Here is a 24,951-nt window from a genome sequence, read left to right as displayed (position 1 = left end):
TTTCGCCCGGGCGGGAAGCGAATTTCCGCCCGGATGTCGTAACGCGGAAGGCGCTCAGCGCGGTGTCTTGCCGAGGTCGGCGAGGACCGCGCGAGCCGTTCGGGTGCCGGACGCCAGAGCCCCTTGCAGCGAGCTCGTGTCCCGGTGATCACCGCACACGTACCGGCCTTCGTCCAGCCGGACCTCGCGCCGGAGCTCGTGCGGCGGTGGCATGGCCGGCAGCCCGTGGGTGATCTCGTACCGGGCGACCAGCGGCCAGCGCGTGGCGTCCGTGCGGTACATCCGGCCCAGGTGACGGCGGACTTCCGCCTCCGGCAGCGCCGTCAACGCCGACGCGCTCACCAGCGCGGATCCGGGCGGGGCGTATGTCGGGCACACTTCGCTGACCACGCTCGTGTTGACGACCGGCCCGCCGCGCGCGTCGACCACGATGACCGGTTCGCGCAACGGGGACCGCGGCGGGGCGAAGTACCACGTCGTCCCGCTGTTCCACCGCGGCGCCGGGACACCGGCGAGCCGGGCGGCCGTGGACCCGTCGGTGGCGACGACGACCGCACGGGCGGTCCAGGTTTCGCCGCCCGCCGTGCGGACCTCGCCCGGGCGCACCCGGTCGACCGGCGTGTCCAGGAGGACGGCCGAAGTGGGCAGCGCGCGGGCGAGCTGCCGCGGCAGCTCGCCCATGCCCAGTGCCGGCAGGGAAGGTGCCGAGCGCAGGAAACTCCGCCACACCAGCTGGAAGAACCGGGCGGAGGTGGTCAGGTCGCGCTCCAGGAACACGCCGGAGAGGAACGGCCGCAGGACGGTTTCGATCGCCCGCGCGGACACGCCGGCGCGGTGCAGCTCGTCGGCGGTCGTGCGGTCGGGACGGTCGATGATCGCCTGCGCCGGCCCGGCCGCGGCCCGGGCCGACAGCGCGCCGAGCGCCGCCAGGTCCTTTGCCGACAGGTACCGCCGGGCCACGATGTCGCGCAGCGCTTTGGGCGTGTCGATCGGGTTCCCGAGCAGCGAAACGCGGTCATCGTCGACGACCCGGACCGCCCGCCAGTAGCGGCCCAGCTCCAAGGCCCCGACATCGACCAGGCGCCGGATGGCCGGGTAGGCGGGGTTGAGGATCTGGAACCCCCGATCGAGCCGGAAGCCGTCGACGACATCGGTGCGCACCCGCCCGCCGACGTCGTCCGCCGCCTCCAGCACGACGCACAGCACCCCGGCCCGGTGCAACGTGACAGCGGCGCCCAACCCGGCAAGCCCGGCACCGACGATGACGACTTCGTGATCCGGCATGGCGTTCACCCCCGGAAGTGGAGTGGGAAGAGAAGGTGGTCAGACAGCGCGGCGCAGCCACGGCGGGATGTCTTGCGCGGTGGGCGCCCGAGGTGCCTTTCGTGGTCCGGCTGCGTGCCCCGGCGCGGCTGGCGCGCGGGGTGCGTTCGGTGGCTCGCGAGCGCGGCCCGGTGAGGTGGGCGCCCGGGGTTCGTTTCGTGCTCCGGCAGCGCGGCCCGGCGCACCGAGCTCCAGCTTTGCCTTTCGTGGCCCGGCAGCGTGCCCCGGCGCGGCTGGCGCGCGGGGTGCATTTGGTGGCTCGCCAGCGCAGCCCGGCGAGGTGGGCGCCCGGGGTGCCTTTCGTGGCCCGGCTGCGCGCCCCGCCGCGGCCGCCGCCCGGCTTCCACCACACACTCCGCCATCCCGCTCACCCGCTGAAGTACTTCGTCGCGGCGAGCCGGTTCAACAGGCCGATCCGGCCGCGGTTCGGAACCGACCGCACCGGGTGCCCCGCCAAGCCCCACCCGGCCAGCAGCGTGTTCGCCGCCGCCCAGCCGGTCGTGGCCGCGCGCTCCATCAGCGCCACCGGGAGGTCGATCCGGATGCCGTCGCCGGCCAGTGCCAGTGCCGGGTCCGGGGTCACCACCGTCGGGCGGCGACTGAAGTCGCCCAGTCCGAACAGCGGGCAATCCTCGCGCCACAGCGAAATCGAGGCCGTGACCCGGGCGTCCAGCGTCTCCGGGTAGATCGCGTGCAGCCGGTCGTCCACCGCCTTGACCAGCGTCTCGCGGTCGTCGGTCGTGGCCGCGTACGCGTGCAGTTCGACGACCGTGCCGCCCGTGCGGGCCGCCCAGCGTCGTGCCTCGTCCTCGTAGCGGTCGAGCAGGCTGATGTTGTCCAGCGGCGGGACGCTTCCGGTGCCCAGGAACGGCGGCCGGGTGGCCTCGACCGGCCGGTCGAGCCAGAGCCGCCGGACCAGGAACGGCGGCGCCGTGCGCAGCCCGGCCACCGCCGCCCGCCACTCGGGCGTCCCGAGGCTCGGGGAGGCGTCGACGATCTCGCGCAGCCCCCGCACGTCGCACGCCAGCACGACGGTGTCGAACTGCGCGCTCCCGTCAGCCGTCGCGACGGCGAACCCGTCGGACGTCCGGTCGAGCGATGCCACCGGGGTGCCGGTCCGGAGCGTCACCCGGCGGTCGGCCAGGTAGCCGGCCAGCGGGTCCCACAGCGCCTGCGGGAACGGCTCGGTGGGCACGTCGAACACGAGTCCTTCGCTGGAACCCAGGAAGTACAGGTGGAACATGGTCGCCAGCTCCGCCGCGGACAGCTCGCGGGGATCGGCGAAGAAGCTGCGCGAGAACACCTCGAACGCCAGGTGCTTGGCCGCTTCGGGGAAGTTGATCGCGTCGAGGAAGCTCGCCGCGTCGGTTTCGTCGAGCCGGTGGTAGGTCTCCGGGACGCTGACCGTCGCCAGCGGCAGGGCCCCGCGGCCGTTGATGCGCACCAGGTCCCGCGGCGTGAACGTCGGGCTGCGCCAGGCGAACGCCAGCGCGTTCCACGGCGGCGTCCGGGGGAGACCCGCGAAGGTGTCCGTGCGGCCCTGGGCGTCCAGCAGCGGGTAGTCGGCCAGCGGCCTCAGCCGGTCGAGCCCGGGATCGGTGCGCATGAGCAGCGACCGGAGGTTGTAGTACTGGCGGAAGAAGGCGTGGAAACCCCGGCTCATCGTCACCGGCGTGCCGTCCGGCAGCCGGTCGGCCCAGCCGCCGACGCGCCCGCCGAGGTGGGCGTCCCGCTCGAACAGCGTCACCGTGACGCCGCGTTCGGCCAGCCCGGTGGCGGCAGTCAGACCCGCGATGCCGCCGCCGACGACCGCCGCGGTCGGACGCCGGCCGAGCAGCCCGGCGTCGGCCAGGCCGGGCGGGGCGGGCCGCGTCTCGATGCGGCGGTCGGTGCCGAGGGGCCGGGTCACGGGTGCTCCCGCGGGTTGGTGCCGAGGACGGTGTGGACGATGCCGTTCTGCCAGCCGGGCACGGTGGCGGTGCGGACGTCGGTGAAGCCGGCGTCGGAGAGCCGGTCGGCGAGCTCGGCGATCCCGTCGAATTCCAGGACGCTGCGGCGCAGGTGGCGGTAGAGGGTGCCGTCGCCGGTGGTGACCTTTCCGAGCGGGATGATCACGCCCGCGCAGACCGCGTTCCACACCCACCGGGCGCGCCGCGAATCCCGGACGGAGTACTCGTGGACGGCGATGCGGCCGCCGGGGCGCAGCAGCCCGCGCAGCCGCCGCAGCTGCCCGGTCGGGTCGGTCAGGTTGCGCAGCAGGTACGCGGCCAGGATCGCGTCGAACGGGCCCGAAATGCCGTCGAGGTCTTCGACCGGTGTGTGGACGAACGTGACGCCGTCCGGCCAGTCCTTCGCCCGTGCCTGCGCGAGCATCTCGCCGGAGGCGTCGAACGCGGTGACCTCGGCACCGGGCGCCACCGACACGAGCGCGGCCGTCGAAGCGCCCGTGCCGCAGCCGGCGTCCAGCAGCCGCAGGCCCGTCCCGTCCGGCGGCAGCTGCAGCCGCCGCGCCGAGAGCCGCAGGTGCTCGTGGTAGCCCGGGTTGGCGCCGACCAGCCGGTCGTACCACCGCGCCTCGGCGTCGAAGGCCGACGGCACCGCACCGCGGGGGAGACCGTCCTTCGCCATCGCGTTCATGCTCGCTCCTCACGCGGGCCGGTTCGTTCCCAGATGAGCAGCACCGCGGTCACGAGCGCGAAGCCGAAGAGGAAGTCCTCGACCGGGATGTCCCAGGGGAAGCGCCGGCCGGAGATGTGCTGCGGGGCGTAGCGCACGATCGGGTCGGACAGCTTGGTCAGCCAGCCGTCCACCGGGATCTGGAACGCCGTCACGATGGCGATCGTGATCCAGTAGGCGGGACGGCGGAAGAGCCCCGTGCGCAGCAGGAAGAGCTCCGCCAGCACGACCGCGGCGACGGCGGCGGCCGCGGGCACGGTGTAGCCCCACGGGATCACCGGTGGACCTCCTGCCGCTTGCCGAGCCGCCGGAGCACCGCGAGGGTGAGCTGGACGATCTCGTAGGTCAGCACCCCGCAGACGGGGATCACGACGAAGAACAGGATCTCCTCCAGCGGCACGGCGAAGGGCGCGCGAAGACCGGTGACGTGCTCGGGCGCGTAGTCCCACACCCCGGCGGCGATCGCCAGCGCGTCCCAGACGAGGAACACCAGCGCGACCGGCAGCACCGCCCGCGCCAGCCGCCGGGGCTGCCGGTAGACGCGCGCGCCGGCGATCTCCAGCGGCAGGGTCACGAGGACGCACGCGGCCAGCACGACGAGGTATTCGGCCTTGCCCACGTCAGCCCACCGCCAGCGGGAGCGCCGGGGCGCGGTGGCGCCGCCGGGCCCACTGCGTCCGCGCGACGGCCCCGCACGCCACCGCCAGCCGCTGCCCGCGGGAAACCGCCGCGCGCCCGGCGAAGACGTCGTGGTTCGCGGCTTCGATGCGGTCGAGGATGCCGCCGTACAAGGTCGCCGCCGTCGCCACGCACGGGCGCGAAACCGGGTGCAGCATGGCGATGCCGGGGCGGGCCTCGGCGTAGATGTCCCGGGTGACGGCGATCTGGTTGCGGATCGCGGCCCGGACCGGCTGATCGGCCCGGCCCCGCTGCGCGCACCACCCGAGCCGCTCGCGGTCGACGCCGTGCACGGCCAGTTCGTCGGCCGGCAGGTAGACGCGCCCGCGGGCCAGGTCCTCGGCCACGTCCCGCAGGAAGTTGGTGAGCTGGAAGGCCTTGCCGAGCGCGGCGGCCCGGGGCTCGGCCTCCGCGCGCGGGGCGACCGTGCCGAGCACCGGCAGCACCTGCAGCCCGATCACCTCGGCCGAACCGTGCACGTAGGTGTCGAGTTCTTCGCGGGTGGCGTAGCTGTCGACGCTGAGGTCCATCCGCATCGAGGTGAAGAACGCCTCGAAGTACGCCTTCGGCAGGGTGTACCGGGCCGCCGTGTCGATCACCGCGGTCAGCAGCGGGTCCTCGCTCGTGCCGGCGTCGAGGTCGTCGAGGAAGCGTTTCTCGACCTCGTGCAGGCGCAGGTCGAGCGTTTCGGGGGTGGCGTCGTCTTCCGGTTCGTCGACGATGTCGTCGAGCCAGCGGGCGAAGCCGTAGAGCGCGTGGATGGCCGGCCGCTGCGCCGGGGTCAGCATCCGCGTCGCGAGGAAGTAGGTGCGGCCGTGCCGGGCGTTGAGCTCGCGGCACCACGTGTACGCCGCGCGCAGCTGTGGCTCGCGGATGCCGGCGGCGTCGAGTTCACGTCGGGTCATCGCGTCCCTCCGGTGATCCGGTCGGCAGCCAGTCTGCCGGAGATGAGCACGGTCGGCACCCCCACGCCGGGGACCGTGGCCCCACCGGCCAGGACGACGTTGTCCGTCCCGCGGGGCAGGTTCCGCGGCCGGAACGGCCCGGTCTGGCCGAACGAATGGGCGTAGCTGAACGGCGTCCCGGCGACCAGGCCACGGGCCGCCCACTCGGCCGGGCCGATGACGTGGGTGAAGTCCGGCGCGAACCCGGGGAGGAGCCGGGCCCGGGCCACGTCGAGGACCTCTTCCGCGTAGGACTGCGTTTCGCCGGCCCAGTCCGCGGGGCCGCGGTCGAGGTTGGGCACCGGGGCGAGCACGGAGTACAGCTCGCGGCCGGGCGGGGCGAGCCCGGGATCGGACGCGGTCGGCCGGGTGATCAGCAGCGAGGGGTCGCTCATCCGCCGGCCCCGGGTGATGAGCTCGTCGAAGGTCGAGCGCCACCCGTGTCCGAAGGAGATGGTGTGGTGCGCGGCCTCGGGGTGCGTGGCGGGGCCACCGGCGTGCACGATCAGCGCGGACGGCGCGGCCCGCAGCGCGACGGGCCGCCGCGGCTGCCGGCCGAGCAGCCGGTAGCTCTCGGGCAGTTCGGTGGTGAGGACGACGGCGTCGCACCGGTGGCGCGCCCCGGCGGCGGTGCGGACCGCGGTGACCCGCGAACCGGCGCGTTCGAGTTCGGTGACGGCTTCGCCGTACCGGAACTTGACACCGGCGTCGGCCGCCACGCGGGCGAGCGCCTCCGGCAGCGCCGCGATGCCGCCGGCCGGGAAGTACACCCCGCCGACGGTGTCCATGTACGAGATCACCGCGTAGAGGGCCAGCGCCCGCATGGGGGATTCACCCGCGTAGAGCGCCTGGAAGGTGAAGACGCGCTTGAGCCGTTCGTCGGCGAGGAACCGGCCGACCTGGCCGTCGAGCCGGCGGAACCCGCCCAGTGCCACCAGCCGGGCCAGTTCCGGGCGGAGCATGCCGAGCGGGGAGTCGATGTTGCTGTCGATGAACCGGCTGAATTCGGCCCGGTAGAGCCGGGTCAGCCACTCGCGCAGGCGGGTGTAGCCCGCGGCCTCGGCCGGGCCGGCGAACTCGCGGACGGCGTCGGCCATCGCGGCCCCGTCGGTGTGCACGGGCAGCGTGCTGCCGTCGGCGAACTGGGCGACGTAGGCCGGATCGAGCCGGGCCATCGGGAGTTCGGTGGTGAGCTCGGTCCCGACGGCGGCGAAGGTGTCGCGCAGGATCGACGGCATGGTGAGCACGGTGGGGCCGGTGTCGAGCAGGTAGCCGTCCCGCTCGGCGCGCCCGGCGCGCCCGCCGGGGCCGGGATCCCGCTCGAGAACGGTGACCTCCCGCCCCCGCCCGGCCAGGTGCAGAGCGGCGGCGAGCCCGGACAGCCCGGCCCCCACGACGACGACGCGGTCCACCGGTCCCGGCACGGTTTTCATCGGTCGTGCTCCCAGGGGTCGGTGGTGCCGGTGGGGTTTCGACGCAGTTCACTTCCCGCGGAGCGAGACCCGTGGTGCTCCGGGCGAGTGAGTCGCCGGTTCGCCGTGGGGCCGCGAAGCAGCTCTTGAATCGGTTCGCCTCTCATCGGTCGCGTTCCGTGCAGCGGGCCGCGAGGGCGGTGAGCAGGTCGGCGGCGTGCCGCGGGACCAGCGCCGGGTCCAGGGCCGCCATGGCCTTGTCCGCCCGCTCGCGGATCAGCTCGCCCAGGCGCTCCCGCGCCCCGGTGGCTTCGATGAGCTCCCGCCAGCGCGTGACCGCCTCGTCGTCCACCGTGTCGAGCTCGATCAGCTCGGCGAAGTCGGCCTGCTGCCGCCGGTCGGCCATCGCCGCGGCGAGCACCACCACGCTGGAGGCCTTGCGCTCGCGCAGGTCCTGCCCGGCCGGCTTGCCCGTGACCGACGGGTCGCCGAACACGCCGAGCAGGTCGTCGCGGAGCTGGAACGCCTCACCGACCAGGCCGCCGAACTCGCCGAGACCGGCCGTCAGCTCCGGGCCGCAGCCGGCCAGGGCCGCACCGAACTCCAGCGGGCGCCGGACCGTGTAGTTGCCGGACTTGCGGCGCAGGACGTCGAGCAGCGTGTCCCAGCTCGGCAGGGCGCGCGCATCGTTCACCAGGTCGGCGAGCTGGCCGACGGCCAGCTCGGCCCGCATCGCGTCGTAGTGCGCCCAGCCGCGCGCCAGCTGCGCCGCCGTCAGCCCGCTTTCGCGCAGCATCTGCTCCGACCACACCAGGAACAGGTCGCCGAACAGGATCGCCGCGGACTCGCCGAACCGTGGCGCCGAGCCCGCCCAGCCCTGCTCCTCGTGCCACCGCGCGAACCGGACGTGCAGCGCGGTGCGGCCCCGGCGCAGCGCCGAGCCGTCCATCACGTCGTCCTGGACCAGGGCGAAGCAGTGCAGCAGTTCCAGTGCCGCGGCTGCGCGGATCGCGGCGTCGGATTCCGGTTGCCCGCACCGCCACCCCACGTATGCGAAAAGCGGACGGAGGCATTTTCCGCCCGCCACGAACTCCGGCACCGCGGTTTCCGCGAGGCCGCCTTCGCTGCGCCCGGAAAAGTGCTCCCGTGCCCGAGCGCTGACGAATCCGTGCGCCTCGGCGAGGCAGCGGCGGCCCAGCGCGTCCAGCCGCTCGGCGGGCGCGCCGTCCGCGGGTGTCACCCCCGTGGTCATCGTCGCGGTCATCCGGCGCCCTCCCACTGTCGGCACTGTCGGCACTGTTGACACTGTCGGCCTATTCGATTCGCAACCGTTTCACATGTGGTGTAGCTTGTCTACTTGAACCCGGTGAACACCGGGAAACTCCGGGTGAGCCGGGCGGGAGCCGAGCCCGGCGTGGCGGAGTGGATCGGTGCTGAATCGGAAGTGACCTTCCTGTGGACGGGACGGCGAAGCCACACGACGTCCCGGTGGGCCCGCCGTGCCACCCCCCTCGGCCGCGGGCCCCGCACCCGGCGGCGCCCGCCCACACCTGGGCGTCGCCGGGTGTTCGTCGTGGCGTATTTCCATTCTTCGGCGATTTATGCGTGGGTCGGGAAATCGAGGCCGAGGAAAGCGCGACCCGCGCGGCCGGTCTATTCTGCTCCCGTGATGGTTTCGCGGACAACCGCATTCACCCGTCTCCGCTTCGCACCGCCCGCACTGGCCGCCTGGCTCTGCGCCGCCGCGACGGTGCTCTGCCAGATCCTCTACTCGGTGACCGAGCCCGGTGGCCGCACCCCGCTGACCGTGCTCACCGTGCTGTGCTTCGCGGCGGCCTCGCTCGCCGACGCCTGGTCCCGCGCCGGTGTCCGGGCGGCGCTCACGCTGGCGGTGGTCGCGGGCGGCGGCGGGCTGCTGGCCGAGGTGGCGGGCCTGCACACCGGGTTCCCCTTCGGCCGCTACGAATACACCGGCCTGCTCGGCTGGCCCGTCGCCGGCGTGCCGGGCATCGTCCCGCTCGCGTGGCTGATGATGGCGTGGCCGGCGTTGCTCGCCGGGCGCGCACTGGCCGTGAAGCCGGCCGGAGTGGTCGCGGTGGCGGCGGGCGCGCTGGCGGCGTGGGACGTCTTCCTCGACCCCCAGATGGTGGACGAGGGGTACTGGAGCTGGGTCTCGCCCGAGCCGTCGCTGCCGCTGGTGCACGGCATCCCGGTCACGAACTTCGCGGGCTGGCTGCTGGTCGCCGTCCTCATCCAGGCCGCGCTGCACCACTGGGTGCCGCGGCCGCCGGACCCCATCCCCGGCCCGGCCGCCGGGCCGGCACCCGCGCTGTACCTGTGGACGTGGTTCTCGTCGGTGTGGGCGCACCTGGCGTTCTTCGGCCGGCCGTGGGTGGCCGTCGCCGGTGGCGTGCTCATGGGCGCGGTGGCCGTGCCGTTCGCGATCCGGCTGGGGAGGGGATTCCGATGGGCTCGCGTGTCCGCGTGACCGTGCGCGCCGCCGCCTTCGCCGCGCTCGCCGCGGCCGCGCACGCGGCGTACAACGCGCGGGTCGTCCGGACGCCGCGCGAGGGACCGGCCCGCTGCCGCGAAGCTGTGTCGATCCTGCTGCCGCTGCGCGACGAAGCCGACCGCGTCGCCCCGGCCCTGCGGTCCCTGCTGGCGCAACGCGGGCTCGACGACGCCGAAATCCTGGTGCTGGACGACTGTTCCACCGACGGGACGGCGGCGCTCGTCCGCCGGATCGCCGGGCCGCGGGTCACCTTGCTGACCGGCGTGGAGCCGCCGCCGGGGGTGCTGGGGAAGCCGCACGCGTGCCACGAGCTGGCCCAGCGGGCGCGGGGCAGCGTGCTGGTCTGCGTCGACGCGGACGTCGTACTGGCGCCCGGCGCCGTCGCGGCCGCGGTTTCCCTGCTGCGCGAAGCGGAACTCGACGCGGTGTCGCCGTTCCCGCGCGAGCGGGCCGAAGGGCTCGGGGCGCGGCTGGTGCAGCCGCTGCTGCAGTGGTCGTGGCTGGTGCTGCTGCCGTTGCGGCTCGCCGAGACGTCCCCGCGGCCGTCGCTGGCCGCCGCCAACGGCCAGTTCTTCGTGATCGACGCGGCGATGCTGCGCAAGTGCGGCGGGTTCGCCGCGGTCGGAGCCGAGGTGCTGGACGACATCGCGCTGATGCGCGCGGTCAAGCGCGCCGGAGGCCGCGGAGTGGTGGCCGACGGCAGCCGGATCGCGGAGTGCCACATGTATTCGACGTGGGCACAGTTGCGCGAGGGCTATACGAAGTCCCTGTGGTCGGCGACCGGTTCCGCACCCGCGGCGGCGGCGATCGCCGGGTTGTTCCTGGCGGTGTGGGTACTCCCGGCCGTGGCGGCGCTGGGTGGTTCGCGGGCCGGGCTGGTCGGGTACGCGGCAGGCGTGGCCGGCCGGGTGGTGGCGGCCCGGCGAACCGGGGGCCGGGTGTGGCCGGACAGCCTGGCGCACCCGGTGTCGGTCCTCGCGCTGGCCGGGCTGATCGGCCGGTCGTGGCGCGCCCGGGCGACGGGCCGGTTGGTGTGGAAAGGCCGTCGGTTGCCGGAGGGGGAACGCGGGTGAAGGTCGTGTGCTGCACGAGGTTGGTGGGAGCGGGCTCTCGGGGTTCGGATGGTTTCCGCCCGGGCGCTCCGGTGGCCGGCGGGTGGGGCGTCGGCGGGAAAGTCTCGGGTTCGCGCGGCGAGCCCGCGGCCGAGCGGGGGATCGGCATGAGCGCCGTGGTGGCCGGCGGGTGCTCGGCGTCCGCGGGCCGGGTGCCGGGGAATCGCGTGGGTGGACCGTGGGCGGGGGACGGCTTGGCTCGCACGGCGAACCCGCGGCCGACCCGGACATCGGCATGAGCGCCGTCGTGGTGGTCGGCGGCGGGATGGGCGGCCTGGCGTCCGCCGCCCGGCTCGCCGCCGCCGGGCACCGGGTGACCCTGCTCGAACGCTCGGCCACCTGCGGAGGCAAGCTCGGCGCCCGCAGCCGGGACGGCTTCACCTTCGACACCGGCCCGTCCCTGCTCACGCTGCCCTCGGTCTATCGCGAGCTCTTCGCGGCCACCGGCGCGGACCTTGACGAACTGGTCGACATCGTGCCGGTCGACCCGGCCTGCCGGTACCGGTTCGCCGACGGCACCGAGCTGGCCGTCCCGCACGAGCGCGCGGCCGTCCCCGACGCCCTCGAAGCGGCTTTCGGCGGCGGCGCCGGCGAAGAGTGGCGCGGCCTCATGCGCGACGCGGAGCGGCTCTGGGGCCTGGTCGGCGAGCCGGTGCTGCGCCGCCCGCTGCACGGCCCCCGCGACCTGCTCCGGCACGCCCGGGGCGTCCGGGACCTGCTGGCCATCGCGCCGTGGCGCACGTTGCGGGGGATCGGGCGCCGCCGGCTGAGCGATCCGCGCGCGCGGATGCTGCTGGACCGCTACGCGACCTACACCGGCTCCGACCCGCGGCGGTTGCCCGCCGTGCTGAGCGTCGTTCCGTTCGTCGAGCAGGAGTTCGGCGCGTGGCACGTCCGCGGCGGCCTGCGGCGGCTGGGGGACGCCCTCGTCGACCGGCTCCTCGCCATGGGCGTCGACGTCCGGACGGACGCGGAGGTCACGGCGATCGAGACGGGCCCGGCGGGCGTCTCCGGAGTCCGGCTGGCGGACGGCGAGCGGCTCGCCGCTTCGGCCGTCGTGGCCAACGCGGACGCCACGCACGTCTACGCCGACCTGCTCGACGACCCCCGTGCCCGCCGGCCGCGGCGGGCGCTCGGGCGGACGCAGCCGTCGCTGGCGGGGTTCGTGCTGCTGCTCGCCCTGCGGGGCAGGACACCGGATCCGAGCCACCACCGCGTGCTGTTCCCGGCCGGCTACGACGCCGAGTTCGACGCGATCTTCGGCCGGCACCCCCGCCTGGTTGACGACCCCACGATCTACGTCTGCGCCCCCGACGACCCGCAGCTGCACCCGCCGGGCTGCGAGGCGTGGTTCGTGCTGGTCAACGCCCCGCGCCACGACCCGGCGGCCGGCGTCGACTGGACGGCGCCGGGACGGGCGGAGCGGTACGCGGACCGGGTGCTCGACATCCTCGCCGCCCGCGGCCTGGACGTGCGCGACCGGGTCCGCTGGCGCGAGATCCGCACCCCGGCCGACCTCGAGCGCGACACGGGCGCGCCCGGCGGAGCGATCTACGGATCGTCGTCGAACGGCCCCCGCGCGGCCCTCCTGCGCCCGGCCAATGAGAGCCCGGTCCCGGGGCTGTACCTCGCGGGCGGCTCGGCCCACCCCGGCGGCGGCCTGCCGCTGGTGGCGATGTCGGCGGAGATCGTGGCGGGACTCGTCGGACCGGCCGGGCGCGCACGGGTCGCCGACCGGCGGGGCGGCCGGGGATGAGCGGCTCCGCGCGTCACCGACGCTTCCCATACCGCCCGAACGCCCGCGCGACACCGACCCCGAGATGGGCCAGCCCGATGACCGACAACCCGGTGCCCAGCACCGCGCACGTCGTTCCCCACGCCCACCCCGTCCACGGTGTCCCCGCCGGGACCACCGCGGCCCCGGTGACCGCGACCGCCGTCACCACCAATCGCGTCGGGCGCTCGGCCACCGTGATCGCCCCCGCGCCCGGCATGCCCGCCGCCTGGGCGCGGGCCCGGACGTACTCGTGCAGCAACAGGAGCACCGCCATCGCCGCGCACCACCCCGCGGGTGCGCCCAGCACCAGCAGGACCGCCACGAAACACAGCTCGGTCAGCCGGTCCGACGCCGCGTCGAGGACCGCGCCCAGCGGGCGGGCGCGGCCGGTGCGCAGCGCCACCGCGCCGTCCAGGCCGTCGAACACCCCCGTCGCCACGATCGCCGCCAGTGCCGGCCACAGCGCGGCGCCGCCCAGTGAGGCCAGCCAGACCGCGGCCACCGCGCTCAGCAGCCCGCAGCCGGTGAGCACGTCGGGCGGCACGCCGAGCACCGGGCGGGCCAGCAGGTGGATCGCCCGCAGCCAGCCGACCGCCAGGACGCTTCCCGAGACGTCGTGCTGGTGCGCCCGGGACCAGCCGGCCACCCCGTCGTCGTCCTCGAGCGCCGGGGGGCCGGCGTGAGGGCCCGGGAGGTGGCCCGGCGGACGGCCGTCGTCCTGCGGGACGCCGGCCGGGCGCTCCGGGGCCGCGACCTGTCCCTGTGGGCCGCCGGCGTCACGTTCTTCGCCGTGCTGGCCGTCGTCCCGCTGGCGCTGGTCGCCCTGCGGGGCGCCGCGGTCCTCGGGTCGCCGGGGTTCGTCCGCCACGGTGTCTCGCGCTGGGCCGACGCGCTGCCGCCCGGGCACGGACCGGGACCGGCGCTGCAGGCCCTGACCACCGCCGCGCTCGGCACGCCGTGGACCGCGCTGCTGGTCACCCTGCTGCCGGCCACCTTCTACGGCGAAGGCCTGCTGCGCGGGCTGGTCCAGGTCGCCGGGCAGCGCGCCGGCGCCCTCGTCGGCTGGCGCGGGCGGCTGATGTTCGTGCCCGTCCTGGTCCTCAGCCCGACCCTGGCGATCGCGCCACTGGCCACCGCCGACCCAGTGGCCGGCTTCTACGCGCGGGGCGGCTGGTCGACGTTCTGGGGCATCACGCTGTCGTTCCACATCGACTGGCTCATCATCGCGGTGGTGACCGCGATCGTGTTCGCCGGCAGTGCCCCGCGCGGCGTACACCGCGGACCGCTCGTGGCGGGCGCGTTCGCCGTGGCCGCCGTGCTCGCGGGGTTCTTCCACGGGTTCCTCCTGTTCCTGGCCATCCCCCTGGACTGGAGTGTGCCCTTCGGCGGCCTCGCGGCGGTCGGTGCGGTTTCGGCGCTGATCCTGTGGCTCTACCTGCTCCACGTGCTGCTCCTGCTCGGGTACCGGCTCGTCCTCAGCGCCGAGCGGACCCGGCTCGGAGCCCGGCTGATCGATGCGGAAGCGAGCGACACGTCCGAACACTCCCGCAAGTCCGGCCAAGCCGCTTGATGGAGCCACCCTAAAGCGTTGCACTATCGATTCGACTGGGTCATCATCGGCGTAACGCCGGTCGAAGCCGGCGAGTGCGTTTCGCGGCCGGGCGACCAGTGGCAGGGACGAGTGACGACGAGACTGCAAGTCGAAGCAGCCGACCGGGTTTCGTGGTGGACGACGGGTCAGATCGCCACCGCGCTCGACGTGTCGCCGGTGCTCCTGCGCGCGTGGGACAGCCGGTACGGCCTCGGACCGGCCCGCCGCGGCCCCGGGGGCCACCGGCTCTACGGCCCCCGCGAGCTGCAGCGCCTCCGCCGCATGCACGCGCTGGTCAACCAGGGGGTCCGGGCCGGCACGGCGGCCGAACTGGTGCTCGCCGAGGCCGTCACCCCGGCGCAATCACGCCTCTGGGCCGACGAGATCGACCAGGCCGCCGCGGCCATCGACCTGCCCGCACTGGCCGTCCTCCTCGACGACCTGCTGACCGGGCACGGCACCACCGCGGCCTGGGCCGACGTCCTCGCGCCGGTGTTGCGCCGGCAGGGGAAGCGGTGGCAGGCCGGGGAAAACGCCTTCGCCGCCGAATGGGCGCTCGCCGGCGCCATTTCCGTGGCGCTCGAGCGTCACTCGGCGCGCGTCTCGCCGCCGCCGCGGGAACGCCCGGTGCTGCTGGCCTGCTGCGCGACCGAGCGGCACCCGCTCCCGCTCCAGGTCCTCGCCGCGGTGCTGCGGGAGGCCCGGATCCCGGTGGTCTTCCTCGGCGAGATGGTGGCGCCGGGCGTCGTCGTGCGGACCGCCGTCCGGCTCGAGCCGGCGCTCGTGCTGCTCTGGTCGATGACGCCCTACAGCGCCGACGCCCCGCTGGTGGCCGAGCTGGCCCGCCGGGACCTGCCGGTGCGCGCGGCCGGGCCGGGTTGGTACCCGGTCGGGGGACGCATCGGACCCGTCCTCAACGGGCTGGGACCGGCTCTGCGGGCCGTTTCCGCACACACCGGGCGGACCTGGCCGTGACCGCGTCGGCGCCCGACCGCGGCGGAACCATCCGAGCGCCCGATAAACTGTGAATTGAGTCACAAACCTCCCATCGGCGGGTGCTTTTCGGGGCGCCGGGAGTGTCGGACGAGCCGCCGATGCCGTATCCGTTGATGCGGACACAGCCGGTCAACGGCTGCTCCGCCGGAGGTCACCGCGTGGTGACCGCACCGGCGGCCGTCCCTGGCGTGTGGGAACGTGGTGTTGATGGACGTCGACGCGGTGAGTGGCCGGGACGGGCCGCGGGCCGGCGGTTCGTGGACGCCCGGCAAGGTCGCCGAGCTGCTCGGCGTCTCGCCGGTGACGTTGCGGACCTGGGCGGCGCGTTACGGGGTCGGCCCGACGCTGCGGGACGACGGGCGGCACCGGCGCTACACCGACGCCGACGTCCGCCGGCTGCAGTACATGCAGCGGCTCATCGACCGCGGCATGCGGGCCAGGGAAGCGGCCGCGGCGGCGTTCTCCGGCGTCGACCAGCCGGTGCCGGAGCTCTCGGTGGAGCGGCACATCGAGGAACTCGAGCGCGCGGCGGACGGCCTCGAATTCGCGTCGCTGGCCGCGCTCCTGGACGAGACGCTGGACGCGCTCGGCCCGGCGGCGGCGTGGACCGAGGTGCTCGTCCCGGTGCTGCGCCACCTCGGCGGCCGCTGGCTGCGCGGCGACGTCTGCTTCGAGTCCGAATGGGCGCTGACCGGGGAGATCTCGCTCGCTCTGCAGCGCTACAGCGCCGGATTCGCGAACACCCCGCCCGGGCGGGTCGTGCTGCTGGCCTGCTGCCCGGAGGAACGGCACAGCCTCCCGATGGAGGTCCTGCGCGCCGCGATGGTGGAGGTCGGGATCCCGGCGGTCCACCTGGGCCAGATGGTGCCCGCCGAGACGACGGGCGCCATCGCGGCCAAGCTCGACCCGGTGGTGGTGTTCCTGTGGTCGATGTCGGCGAATACGGTCGACGACGTGCTGGTTCAGCGGTTGCGGCGGCGTGGTTTCGAGGTGGCGACGGCGGGGCCGGGTTGGGAGCACCTGGCTGACCGGGACGTGCCGTGGGTCAACGACCTGGCCGCCGCCCTGGAGCTGGCCACTGACCGCTTGAAGGCGTGAATCGGCTGGTCGGTGTCGGCCTTCATGGTCGGCGGCCGGCTGGTCCAGCGGCTGCGGCGGCGTGGTTCGAGGTCGCGGGGGCGGCGGGGCCGGGTTGGGAGCACCTTGCTGACCGTGAGGTGCTGTGGGTCAACGACCTGCCGGCCGCCCTGGAGTTGGCCACTGACCGCCTGAAGGCGTGAATCGGCTGGTCGGTGTCGGTCAACATGGTCGACGATGTGCTGGTCCAGCGGCTGCGGCGGCGTGGTTTCGACGTCGTGACGGCGGGGCCGGGTTGGGAGAGCCTCGCTGAGCGGGACGTGCCGTGGGTCAACAACTTGCCGGCCGCCCTGGAGTTGGCTACCGACCGCCTGAAGGCGTGAATCGGCGCCCGCGGGCCGGGGCAAAGCGTTGCGCAACCGCTCCACATGGCCCAGGATTACCCGCGTGCCGGTCGTTTCGCCCGGCCGTGGCAGGCGGGAGCGTTCCGGTGGACCTCAAGCGGCAGGTGATCGAGCGCTGGCCGGCCCGGTGGCCGGTGCAGCCGTTCCGCGAGCCGGCCTGGGCGCGCCAGGAGCCCACCTACGCCGACTGCAGCCCCGCGCTCATCGAGGCGGCGGTCAAGCGGGCCGGCGCCCGCCCGGCCGGCAACTGGTTCGTCTTCGCCGCCGCGCGGGAGATCCGCGCCGACCGGCCCTTCGGCGTGCGGGTGGGTGGCCGCGAGCTGGTCGCCTGGCGCGGGCCGGACGGTGCGCTGCTTGTCGGCCCGGGCGCCTGCCCCCACCTCGGCGCACCGCTGGCCGAGGCCCGCGTGCACTGCGGCGAGCTGGTCTGCCGCTGGCACGGCCTGCGCGTCGGCGCGAGCCGCCCGGGGTGGACGGCCCTGCCGTCCCACGACGACGGCGTCCTGGCGTGGGTCCGCCTCGACCGGATCGGCGGCGAGCAGCCCACGGACCGGCCGATCGTGCCGCCCCGCCCGGCCGGGACCACCGTCGACGCCGTGGCGACGCTGGCCGGGGTCTGCGAGCCCGAAGACGTCGTGGCCAATCGCCTCGACCCCTGGCACGGCGCGTGGTTCCACCCGTACTCCTTCGCGCGGCTGCGCGTGCTGTCGGCGCCGCAGGGGGTCGACGTCGCCGAGGCCGACGACCGGTTCGTCGTCGAGGTCACCTTCCGGCTCGCGGGCAAGATCGGTGTCCCGGTGGTCGCCGAGTTCACCTGCCCGGGCCCCCGGACGGTGCTGATGACCATTGTGGACGGTGAGGGTGCGGGCAGTGTCGTGGAAACGCACGCGACCCCGCTCGGCCCCGGCCCCGACGGCCGTCCCCGCACGGCGGTGATCGAGGCGACGATCGCCGCGTCCGATCGCCCGGGCTTCGCCAAGGCCGCCCGGATGGCCCCGGCGCTGCGGCCGCTCATGCGCCGCGCGGCGGCCCGGCTGTGGCGGGACGACCTGGCGTACGCCGAGCGGCGTTACGCGCTGCGCGGGGATCACCGCTAGCCCTCGGCCACCGCTCCGGGAGCTCCTCGCCGTGGCCGTTCCCGCGTTCTCAGGATCTTGCCAGCCGGATGCGGTTAGTTTGGCGCGACCGGGAACGGAACCGCCGTTCTCCCCGAACGGGACGGGATTCGCGCCATCGACGTCCAGGAAGCAGGCCGCCGTCCGCGCGGATCGCGGGCCGCCGCCGCGGGGGAGGCGCTGACCGGGTGGCTGACGCGGCCGCTCGCGTCGTTCCACCTCGTGCTGGCGCTGACCGGGATCCTCGTGCTGGTCGGGGTGGTGATGGTGCTGAGCGCGTCGTCGGTCTCCTCCTACGACCCGCGCACCGGCGGCGGGCAGTACGACCTGTTCGGCAAGCACATCACGTACCTGGTGCTGGGTGGCGTGGTGTTCTGGCTCGGCCTCCGCCTGCCGCTGCGCAGGATCCGGGCGATGGCGAGCAAGGCGATGGCGGTGGCGCTGGGGATGCTGGTCCTGGTCCTCACCCCGCTGGGCTCGGCCGGCGGCGGGGCGCAGCGCTGGTTCGTCGTCGCCGGGCAGTCGGTCCAGCCGATCGAGTTCGCCAAGCTGGCACTGGTGCTCTGGGGCGCGCACGTCCTGGTGGCCAAGGAGCACCTGCTGCACCGGTGGCGGCACCTGCTCGTCCCGGTCGTCCCGGTGACGCTGCTGATGTTCGCGCTGGTGATGGCCCAGCCCAACCTCAGCGGCACGATCACCCTCGGCGTCATCATGCTGGGCCTGCTGTGGTTCGCGGGCATCCCGGGCCGCCTGTTCGCGGCCCTGGTCTCCGGGGCGGCGGCGGGGTTCGCGGTGCTGGCCGTGACGACGGACTACCGCCTGGTCCGGGTCCTGACGTTCCTGTCGGACGCCTCGGGGTCCTACCAGTCGACCCAGGCGCTGTACGCCCTCGCCGACGGCGGGGTGTTCGGCCGCGGGCTCGGCCGCGGCAGCGCCAACTGGGGCTACCTGCCCGGCGTCGAGAACGACTTCATCTTCGCGCTGGTCGGCGAGGAACTCGGGTTCGTGGGCTGCGTGGCGGTGATCGCGCTGTACGCGGGCGTCGCGATCGTGGGCACCCGGATCGCCCGGCGCGCGCTCGACCCGTGGATCCGCCTGGTGGCCGGCACGCTCACGCTCCTGGTGGTCGTCCAGGCGGCGATCAACATCGGCTACGTCGTCGGCCTGCTCCCGGTGACGGGCGTGACCCTGCCCCTGATCTCCTACGGTGGTTCGTCGCTGCTCGTCACGCTGGCGATGTTCGGCATCCTCGCCAACTGCGCCCGCAACGAGCCGGAGGCGGTGGCGGCGTTGCGCCACCACGGTCCGGGCCGCTTCGGGTGGCTGCTGCGGCTGCCCGCCCCGCCGACGTACGCCCCGCGAGCGCGAGCGCCGATCGGTGAGCGGCGCCGGGTCGCCACCACCGCGCCGTCGTCGCCCCGCCGATGACGGCGGAGGGACCCGGTCAAGGCCGCTCCTCGACGGTTCGGATCAGGCGGTCGCGCGGATGATCAACGAAACCGGCAGCGAGATCCGGTCGGCGGTCTCGGCCAGCAGGGCCCGGACCAGGGCCTGGCCGTGGTCGTACTTGTCGATCCGGACGGTGGTGAGCGGCGGGTGGAGGTAGGCCGACATCTCGAGGTCGTCGAACCCGACCACGGCGCAGTCCTGCGGAACCGCACCCCCGCGCGCGAAGACGGCCTGCACCGCGCCGATGCCCATCAGGTCGTTGAAGGCGAAGATCCCGTTGACCTCCGGCCACGCCGAAAGCAGCTGCCCGGCCGCTTCCGTGCCGCCCGGGATGGTCGGCGGCCCCTGGACGATCCGCGCGGAGACGTCGCCGAACCCGTGCGCCGCGCAGGCGGCGACGAAGGCGAGCCGCCGTTCGTCGACCGAGACGCCGACCGAGCTGTCCAGCATGCCGAGGCAGGCGTCCGGCCGCCGGGCGAGCAGGGCGACGGCGGCCGCGGTCCCGGTCGCGAAGTCGTTGCTGACTGAAGCCGCCACCTCCGTCGGCAGCTCCCGGTCGGCGACCACCAGCGGAACCGACCGCGCGTAATCGGCGAGGACGTCGTCCGGGGTGCCGTAGAAGAACCCGACGATTCCGCGCGCGGAGCGGGCCAGCGCGTCCTCGATGGCGTCGCGTTCCCGGCCCGGGTCGGCGTCGGTGTTGTAGAGCACGACGCTGCACCCGGCCGCCTCGGCCGCGTCGTACACCCCGCGCGCCACGGCCGGGTAGAACGGGTTCGCGATGTCGGAGACGATCAGCGCGATGACGTCCGACCGCTGGGTGCGCATGCCCTTCGCCAGCGCGCTCGGCCGGTAGCCCAGCCGCGTTGCCGCGGCCAGCACGCGCTCGCGCGTGTCCGGGGCGATCTCCGGCAGGTCCCGCAGGGCGCGCGAAACCGTCTGCCGCCCCACGCCGGCCTCCCGGGCCACGTCCTCGATGGTCGCCCGCTTGATTCGCGGCAGGCGCCCGCGTTCGGGCACGCCGTCACCTCCCTCCGCGGTCAGACGACGAGCCTAAGGGGTCGGCGCCGCAGAGCACGGCACGAGCGAGCTGGCCAATCAACTTGTGGCTCGCCGTCCTGGCCACCGCCGACCACGTCGCCGGTACCGAAGCACAAAGCCGACGGCAAGCCGCCCGGGCGGGCGCCGGGGTCGCCGTGCTCGACGGCCTGGGCCACTGGTGGATGACCCACGAGCCGGTCCGCGCCGCGGCCGCGCTGACCGCGTTCCGGGCGACCGCCGGCGGCTGATCAGCGGGTGGCGCAGGCCAGCCCGGCCAGGGGCTGCGCCGCGCCGGTCACCACGGCGCCCCAGGTCGTCGCCGCCCCGGGCGCCAGCGTCCCGTTGTACGTCTGGTTGACCGCCTGCACCTGCTGGCCCGTCTGGGTCACCGCGGCGTTCCAGGAGTTGGTCACCTGCTGGGTGCCCGCGAAGGAGAACGCCGTGCTCCAGCCGGTGAGAGCGGCCGAGCCGGTGTTCTTCACGGTGAACTCCAGCTGGTGGCCGCCGGTCCACGAGGACGTCACCGCGGAGGTCGCGGTGCACGACGCCCCGGCCGGAGTGGTCGTCGTCGTGGTCGGAGTCGTGCTGGTCGGAGTCGTCGGTGTGGTCGTGACCGTGCCGGTCCCCGTCGTATAACTGATGCCGGTGTAGGCGGCCGCACAACCCGAAAGGCATTGGTCCGGCAACGTGAAGCGGTAGACGCGGCCGTCGTTGACGAGTGCGTCGCTGGAGTCCCGGACCCGGATCGCGTACGCGGTGCCCGCCGTGGCGGTCGGGCCGATGAGGAAGGCCTGGCCCAGGTCGCTGTCCGGCTGGGCCTGCTGCCAGCTGCCGTCCGGGCCGAGGAACTCCACGGCGTGGACGCCGTTGGGCAGGTGCGACACGGCGATCGCCGTCCAATACCGTTGCGCGCCCTGCAGGAACCCGAGTTTCAGGTCGCCGGTGTAGTTCGGCGCGGGCACGTACGACCACGAGATGTGCCGGTTGTTCCAGTGCGCGGGGTTCATGTCCCCGACCGGGACGCCGTTCTTGACGAACCGGTTCAGCGACGCCGTCGACAGGTCGAGGTGGCCGGGATCGTCGCGGCACCAGGCGTTCGCGTCGCCGCAGCTGTCGGCCACGACCATGGTCAGCTGGGCGCCGGCGTAGCCGTCGGTCACCCAGGAACCGTTGCGGCAGAACGGTTGTCCCGGTGCACCGTCGTTGACGCCGGTGCAGTAGTCGCCGATGGTGACCTGGACGAACCGCCCGCAGTTGCGGCCGTTGTCCCACAGGCCGATCTTGGCCGCCTGCGAAGGCGGGATCGGCCGCGGGTAGAAGCTGTAGTCGCCGGGGGTGTTGTAGACGTTGAGCGCGACGAAGTCCGGCGAATCCAGGACGTCCTGCGGCAGGCCGCAGCCGCCGTAGGGAGCACCGAGTGCGTCGAAGTGGGTGGCGTTGCCGGTGATCGGAGCCACCGGTGCGGCCCCCGAATTCCACGGCCACAGCACGGAAACGCCGAGGACGAGCCCGGCGATCACGGCGAGGACACCCGGGCGCGCGGCCAACCGGCGGGAGGCGGACCCCATGGATTCTCCTTCCGCCTGCTGCGGCCGCGGCAGGCGGAACGGGCCCCGGCGGCGTTGTCTGGAAGCGCTCCCAGAGTCCCGCGCGCACCGGCCGTTTGTCAATCGTCTCCTCGCCGGATCCCTAGGCCGGCCCGCGGGCCACGACCGTCAGCCGGTCCAGGGCCAGCCGGCCCGCGGTCAGCCGCACGCCGATCGCGGGGGACCAGCTCGGCGCGATCGCCGAGCCGCCCGGGATGGTGCGCAGCAGCTGCCACCGGCCCTGGTGGCCCAGCCAGCTCGTCAGCCCGCCCCGGTGGTCCGACACGACGGCGAACCGGTCGCCCGGTGACCACGTGACCGCGGCGCAGCAGCCGCCGGTCGCGTCGTCGCCGTAGTCGCGGCCGCCGGCCCGCACGTCCGCACCGGAGGTCCCGAAGTGGTGGTTGTACCAGGCCAGGGCCAGATCATCCGGTCCGGCGGCGCGGCCGAGGAGCACGCTGTCCTCCGGCGCGCTCCCGGCGAACGCGCGGGGTTCGAGGAGCACCGCGAAGTCACCGGCCGGAGCGGCCACCGGCGCCACGAGCACGGCGGCGGACTGCCGGCTCGCGGACGCGACCAGTGCACCGTCCGCCTGGCTCAGCTCGGGCACCGGTTCCCCGAAGCGTGCGCCGATCCGGTAGGGCTTCGGCTGTGCGCCGCCGAAGTCGTCGTCCCAGACCGGCGTGCCGAAGTCGGCGGGGTCGAACACGACCTGCGCCCGGACCACGTCGGCGGTGCTGCGCACCGGGCTGCCGCGGTCGAGCGTGGTGACCAGCAGCCGCACCGGCGCCCGGGTGCCGACCGGCGTGTCCGCGGGGGCGGTCACGCGCCACCGCAGCGACACGGGCCGTCCCGGCGTGAGCCGCAGATCGCCGCCCGGCCCGACCGGCTGGGCCGTCCAGCCGCGCGGCAGCGTGAGCGCGGGCCGGACGGTCACCGGCTGTGAACTGGCGACCGTGCCGCCGACCTCGGCCGTCTGCCCCGGCCGCAGCTGCGGCGGGCCGTCCTGGAGCCGGACGGTCAGCCGCTCGTCCTCGGCCCGCCACGCCTGCACCGCCGTGATCCCGGTCGCGCCACCGTCCACTCGGGACGGCAGGACGCGGAGCCCGTCGGTGCGGACGGGCGGCTGCACGACGACCCGGTTCGGCCTGCCCCGCACCGGTGTCGCCGGATCCCGTTGCTGCGCGGGCAGATCGGCCCACGTCCCGGCCGCGGTGCGGTACTGCACGGCGTAGGCGTCCGGCGTTCGGACCCCGCCACCGTCGTCGTAGAAGGAGATCCGGACGTCCGAGACGTCGGTGGCCGCACCGAGGTCGACGGCCAGCCAGTCGCTGCGGTTCGGGCTGCCGTAGCTGGTCCACCGCGTCGACGGGACGTCGAGGGCGAAGTCCTGGCCGTCGATCGCGTTCGCCGGGCTGTCCCCGCCCCAGGTGTAGGACGCCGACGCCGCCGGGTAGCCCGTGCGGTCGATGTTCGCCAGGTCGTCGACGACGGGGGCGGCGTCGGCGGCCCGGCCCGGCCGCACCGGCACGTCGACCGCCGTCAGGCCGGCCTGGCGGTGCACGAGCTTGCCGTCGAGCCAGACGCTCAACCCGGCGCCCTGTCCGTAGACGTACCCGTCGCGGTCCCAGGCCACGGTCAGGTTCCGGCCGTGGTAGGGCACGTTCTCCACGGCGAAGTGGTCCCAAGCGGACGGCACGAGCGGCGCCAGCCGCACGTGGTCGCCCTGCTGGGGCCGGATGCCGAGCAGGCCGGACAGCACGAGGTCGTCGAACGTCGAGTGGTTGTAGTCCTCGCTGTGCCCGGGGGAGTCGTACAGCCAGCGGTCCTCGTCCGGGTGGTGCGCTTCGGCGACGTACGGCCGGCCGTTCTTGCGCTGGGTGAGGGCGTAGCCGCGCAGCAGGCCGTAGTAGTCCTGCGCGGAAACGTAGAGCTGCGGCGGGTAGTCGGTGAGCAGGTTCGCCAGTGCGGTGAGGGTCTGGCTGGTCGCGTAGGGCCAGCTCGGGCCCGACCACCGGCAGCACCCGAGCTGGGCGTCGTGCATGAACCACGGGCTGCGCCGTTCGACCGTGGTCGGCCCGAAGGCGGCGGAGAAGCCCGCCGGGTCGGTCAGCTGGGCCCACGCGCCGGACGCGCCGGGCGGCGCCATGTGGAAGTACCAGGGCACGAAGCCCATTTCCTCCCGGTCCGCGATCTTCGCGTGCGCCGGGTTGCCGTCCCGCATCACGTGCTTGTAGAACTGGTCGCCGCTGTCCCACAGGACGCGGTCCTGGTTCGCCTGCAGGGCGCGGGCGTCCCGGTCGTACCGGTCGGCGAGCTGCCGGTCGCCCGGAGCGCCGCGGCGGCGCAGCAGGCTCGCGATGGCCAGCGCGTCGCCGTACTGGTAGGCGTTGAGCGTCGGGCGGAAGCCGGCGCCGCCGTGGTACGGGTCCGGGCTCTGGTAGGAGCTCGCGGTGTACTCCATCGCGTCCCACACCGGAACCTGCCAGTACAGGCCGAGCTGCGCGTCGAACTGGGGCGACCAGGCGGCCCACTGCCGTTGCAGGTCGGGGAGCCGGTCGACGGCGAACCCCCACCGGCCGTCGACCGAGGCCCGTGCGAGCACGGCGTCGGCGGCCCAGAACGAGTATTCGTGGGCCCAGTCGGTGGTGTTCTCGTTGAGGCCGTCGGTGGCGGGCTTGGCGCCCGCGCCGCTGCCCCGCAGCCAGTAGTCGACGTAGTCGTCGAGGTACCGGTGGTCCCGCAGCCACCGTCCTTCGTAGAGGTGGTGCCCGGCGGCGGCGTCGATCCCGCCACCGGGCGCGGAGTAGCCGACCGGGCCGAGGAACTCGGAGACGATCCACCCGTCCTTCGGCCCGGTGTACTTCAGCGCTTCCTCGTAGGTGCGCCACCGGTAGTAGTAGGTGTCTTCGATCGTCTTGTCCGGCAGGTCGACGAACGGGATGTTGGCTTCGTACCAACCGGGATCGACGAACCCGGCGAGCTTTGCGGCGTGGTCGAGCAGGTGCGTCCCGGGGCCCGGGTCCGGGTACCCCGGCGGCGGGGCGGGCGTGCCGTCCGCCGGCGTCACCGTGGCGGTGAGGACCGCGGTGGCGGACAGGACCGTGCACAGACGTCGAAGCGAGCGCATGCTGACGCTCCTCGTGATCCTCGGGGACCGGCCGGAGGAGACGCTAGCGCGTCGTTACAACGTTGTAAATAAGCTTTACAACGTTGTATCCCGGCTTCGGTGCGGCCGGACCGCACCGAAGCGCGGGG

General features: G+C 74.3%; 22 protein-coding genes. 10 read left to right on the top strand and 12 right to left on the bottom strand.

Going from position 1 to position 24,951, the window contains the following annotated elements; all coding sequences use genetic code 11:
* Positions 1-54: 54 nt before the first annotated feature.
* From ACLJPY_RS19050 to ACLJPY_RS19015, 8 genes are all read right to left on the bottom strand, one after another.
* The gene (locus ACLJPY_RS19050) at positions 55-1,284 is read right to left on the bottom strand and encodes an NAD(P)/FAD-dependent oxidoreductase (RefSeq protein ID WP_410590171.1); all 1,230 of its coding nucleotides are present in this window, start codon (positions 1,282-1,284) and stop codon (positions 55-57) included.
* 406 nt (positions 1,285-1,690) lie between these two features.
* Positions 1,691-3,232, bottom strand: a complete 1,542-nt coding sequence (locus tag ACLJPY_RS19045; protein ID WP_410590170.1) for an FAD-dependent oxidoreductase — start codon at positions 3,230-3,232, stop codon at positions 1,691-1,693.
* Entirely contained in the window at positions 3,229-3,960 is a 732-nt protein-coding gene (locus ACLJPY_RS19040; protein ID WP_410590168.1) for a class I SAM-dependent methyltransferase, read from the bottom strand. Before ACLJPY_RS19040 ends, ACLJPY_RS19045 begins: the two co-directional genes overlap by 4 nt.
* Complete coding sequence (locus ACLJPY_RS19035) at positions 3,957-4,277, bottom strand: lycopene cyclase domain-containing protein (RefSeq protein WP_410590167.1); 321 nt, start codon at positions 4,275-4,277, stop codon at positions 3,957-3,959. Before ACLJPY_RS19035 ends, ACLJPY_RS19040 begins: the two co-directional genes overlap by 4 nt.
* A complete protein-coding gene (locus tag ACLJPY_RS19030) occupies positions 4,274-4,618 on the bottom strand; it encodes a lycopene cyclase domain-containing protein (protein ID WP_410590165.1) in 345 nt (114 codons plus the stop codon). Before ACLJPY_RS19030 ends, ACLJPY_RS19035 begins: the two co-directional genes overlap by 4 nt.
* A gap of 1 nt (position 4,619) precedes the next feature.
* Complete coding sequence (locus tag ACLJPY_RS19025; RefSeq protein ID WP_410590163.1) at positions 4,620-5,582, bottom strand: phytoene/squalene synthase family protein; 963 nt, start codon at positions 5,580-5,582, stop codon at positions 4,620-4,622.
* Positions 5,579-7,054, bottom strand: coding sequence for a phytoene desaturase family protein (gene crtI, locus ACLJPY_RS19020; protein WP_410590161.1), 1,476 nt, complete (start codon positions 7,052-7,054; stop codon positions 5,579-5,581). Before crtI ends, ACLJPY_RS19025 begins: the two co-directional genes overlap by 4 nt.
* 142 nt (positions 7,055-7,196) lie before the next feature.
* On the bottom strand, positions 7,197-8,297 hold the full coding sequence (locus tag ACLJPY_RS19015; protein WP_410590159.1) for a polyprenyl synthetase family protein: 1,101 nt from the start codon (positions 8,295-8,297) through the stop codon (positions 7,197-7,199).
* A gap of 405 nt (positions 8,298-8,702) precedes the next feature.
* Between ACLJPY_RS19015 and ACLJPY_RS19010 the strand changes: the two genes are divergently transcribed.
* From ACLJPY_RS19010 to ACLJPY_RS19000, 3 genes are all read left to right on the top strand, one after another.
* Positions 8,703-9,521, top strand: a complete 819-nt coding sequence (locus ACLJPY_RS19010; RefSeq protein ID WP_410590157.1) for a carotenoid biosynthesis protein — start codon at positions 8,703-8,705, stop codon at positions 9,519-9,521.
* The gene (locus ACLJPY_RS19005) at positions 9,500-10,618 is read left to right on the top strand and encodes a glycosyltransferase (protein WP_410590155.1); all 1,119 of its coding nucleotides are present in this window, start codon (positions 9,500-9,502) and stop codon (positions 10,616-10,618) included. The genes ACLJPY_RS19010 and ACLJPY_RS19005 overlap by 22 nt, the downstream gene beginning before the upstream one ends.
* A gap of 274 nt (positions 10,619-10,892) precedes the next feature.
* Positions 10,893-12,413 (top strand): phytoene desaturase family protein, encoded by a 1,521-nt coding sequence (locus ACLJPY_RS19000; protein WP_410590153.1) that lies wholly within the window; start codon positions 10,893-10,895, stop codon positions 12,411-12,413.
* A 13-nt stretch (positions 12,414-12,426) separates the two neighbouring features.
* Here the strand turns inward: ACLJPY_RS19000 and ACLJPY_RS18995 are convergent, their stop codons facing one another.
* Positions 12,427-13,080, bottom strand: coding sequence for a CDP-alcohol phosphatidyltransferase family protein (locus tag ACLJPY_RS18995; protein WP_410590152.1), 654 nt, complete (start codon positions 13,078-13,080; stop codon positions 12,427-12,429).
* 33 nt (positions 13,081-13,113) lie between these two features.
* Here ACLJPY_RS18995 and ACLJPY_RS18990 point away from each other — a divergent pair, with 33 nt between their 5' ends.
* The 6 genes from ACLJPY_RS18990 to ACLJPY_RS18965 all read left to right on the top strand — a co-directional run bounded on the left by ACLJPY_RS18990 (position 13,114) and on the right by ACLJPY_RS18965 (position 19,045).
* Positions 13,114-14,004 (top strand): YhjD/YihY/BrkB family envelope integrity protein, encoded by an 891-nt coding sequence (locus ACLJPY_RS18990; protein ID WP_410590151.1) that lies wholly within the window; start codon positions 13,114-13,116, stop codon positions 14,002-14,004.
* Between the two features lie 18 nt (positions 14,005-14,022).
* Positions 14,023-15,000: a MerR family transcriptional regulator gene (locus ACLJPY_RS18985; RefSeq protein WP_410590149.1), complete on the top strand. Its 978-nt coding sequence runs from the start codon at positions 14,023-14,025 to the stop codon at positions 14,998-15,000.
* 228 nt (positions 15,001-15,228) lie between these two features.
* Positions 15,229-16,119, top strand: coding sequence for a MerR family transcriptional regulator (locus ACLJPY_RS18980; RefSeq protein ID WP_410590147.1), 891 nt, complete (start codon positions 15,229-15,231; stop codon positions 16,117-16,119).
* Between the two features lie 194 nt (positions 16,120-16,313).
* Positions 16,314-16,481, top strand: coding sequence for a hypothetical protein (locus tag ACLJPY_RS18975; RefSeq protein WP_410590146.1), 168 nt, complete (start codon positions 16,314-16,316; stop codon positions 16,479-16,481).
* A gap of 107 nt (positions 16,482-16,588) precedes the next feature.
* Positions 16,589-17,599, top strand: coding sequence for a DUF5914 domain-containing protein (locus ACLJPY_RS18970; protein WP_410590145.1), 1,011 nt, complete (start codon positions 16,589-16,591; stop codon positions 17,597-17,599).
* A 240-nt stretch (positions 17,600-17,839) separates the two neighbouring features.
* Positions 17,840-19,045 carry an FtsW/RodA/SpoVE family cell cycle protein gene (locus ACLJPY_RS18965; protein ID WP_410590144.1) on the top strand — a complete coding sequence of 402 codons (1,206 nt, stop codon included), beginning with the start codon at positions 17,840-17,842 and terminating at the stop codon, positions 19,043-19,045.
* A 42-nt stretch (positions 19,046-19,087) separates the two neighbouring features.
* Here the strand turns inward: ACLJPY_RS18965 and ACLJPY_RS18960 are convergent, their stop codons facing one another.
* Complete coding sequence (locus tag ACLJPY_RS18960; protein WP_410590143.1) at positions 19,088-20,086, bottom strand: LacI family DNA-binding transcriptional regulator; 999 nt, start codon at positions 20,084-20,086, stop codon at positions 19,088-19,090.
* Positions 20,087-20,169: 83 nt separating this feature from the next.
* Here ACLJPY_RS18960 and ACLJPY_RS18955 point away from each other — a divergent pair, with 83 nt between their 5' ends.
* Positions 20,170-20,355, top strand: a complete 186-nt coding sequence (locus tag ACLJPY_RS18955; protein ID WP_410590141.1) for a hypothetical protein — start codon at positions 20,170-20,172, stop codon at positions 20,353-20,355.
* On the opposite strand, the gene ACLJPY_RS18950 is transcribed toward ACLJPY_RS18955, so the two are convergent.
* Both ACLJPY_RS18950 and ACLJPY_RS18945 read right to left on the bottom strand, forming a co-directional pair.
* Entirely contained in the window at positions 20,356-21,675 is a 1,320-nt protein-coding gene (locus ACLJPY_RS18950) for a cellulose binding domain-containing protein (RefSeq protein ID WP_410590140.1), read from the bottom strand.
* A 121-nt stretch (positions 21,676-21,796) separates the two neighbouring features.
* Complete coding sequence (locus ACLJPY_RS18945; RefSeq protein ID WP_410590138.1) at positions 21,797-24,823, bottom strand: MGH1-like glycoside hydrolase domain-containing protein; 3,027 nt, start codon at positions 24,821-24,823, stop codon at positions 21,797-21,799.
* Positions 24,824-24,951: the final 128 nt, after the last annotated feature.

This window comes from Amycolatopsis sp. lyj-23, assembly GCF_046549135.1.
Lineage (GTDB): Bacteria > Actinomycetota > Actinomycetes > Mycobacteriales > Pseudonocardiaceae > Amycolatopsis.
The sequence above is the reverse complement of the archived record's forward strand: the minus strand, read 5'-3'. Positions and strand labels throughout refer to the sequence as shown.

What these genes read in the sequence shown, in the direction of transcription:
- ACLJPY_RS19050 (WP_410590171.1), bottom strand. Translation starts at nt 1,284, where the DNA reads ATGCCGGATCACGAAGTCGTCATCGTCGGTGCCGGGCTTGCCGGGTTG.
- ACLJPY_RS19040 (WP_410590168.1), bottom strand. Translation starts at nt 3,960, where the DNA reads ATGAACGCGATGGCGAAGGACGGTCTCCCCCGCGGTGCGGTGCCGTCG.
- ACLJPY_RS19025 (WP_410590163.1), bottom strand. Translation starts at nt 5,582, where the DNA reads ATGACCCGACGTGAACTCGACGCCGCCGGCATCCGCGAGCCACAGCTG.
- crtI (WP_410590161.1), bottom strand. Translation starts at nt 7,054, where the DNA reads ATGAAAACCGTGCCGGGACCGGTGGACCGCGTCGTCGTCGTGGGGGCC.
- ACLJPY_RS19015 (WP_410590159.1), bottom strand. Translation starts at nt 8,297, where the DNA reads ATGACCGCGACGATGACCACGGGGGTGACACCCGCGGACGGCGCGCCC.
- ACLJPY_RS19010 (WP_410590157.1), top strand. Translation starts at nt 8,703, where the DNA reads ATGGTTTCGCGGACAACCGCATTCACCCGTCTCCGCTTCGCACCGCCC.
- ACLJPY_RS19005 (WP_410590155.1), top strand. Translation starts at nt 9,500, where the DNA reads ATGGGCTCGCGTGTCCGCGTGACCGTGCGCGCCGCCGCCTTCGCCGCG.
- ACLJPY_RS19000 (WP_410590153.1), top strand. Translation starts at nt 10,893, where the DNA reads ATGAGCGCCGTCGTGGTGGTCGGCGGCGGGATGGGCGGCCTGGCGTCC.
- ACLJPY_RS18980 (WP_410590147.1), top strand. Translation starts at nt 15,229, where the DNA reads ATGGACGTCGACGCGGTGAGTGGCCGGGACGGGCCGCGGGCCGGCGGT.
- ACLJPY_RS18950 (WP_410590140.1), bottom strand. Translation starts at nt 21,675, where the DNA reads ATGGGGTCCGCCTCCCGCCGGTTGGCCGCGCGCCCGGGTGTCCTCGCC.
- ACLJPY_RS18945 (WP_410590138.1), bottom strand. Translation starts at nt 24,823, where the DNA reads ATGCGCTCGCTTCGACGTCTGTGCACGGTCCTGTCCGCCACCGCGGTC.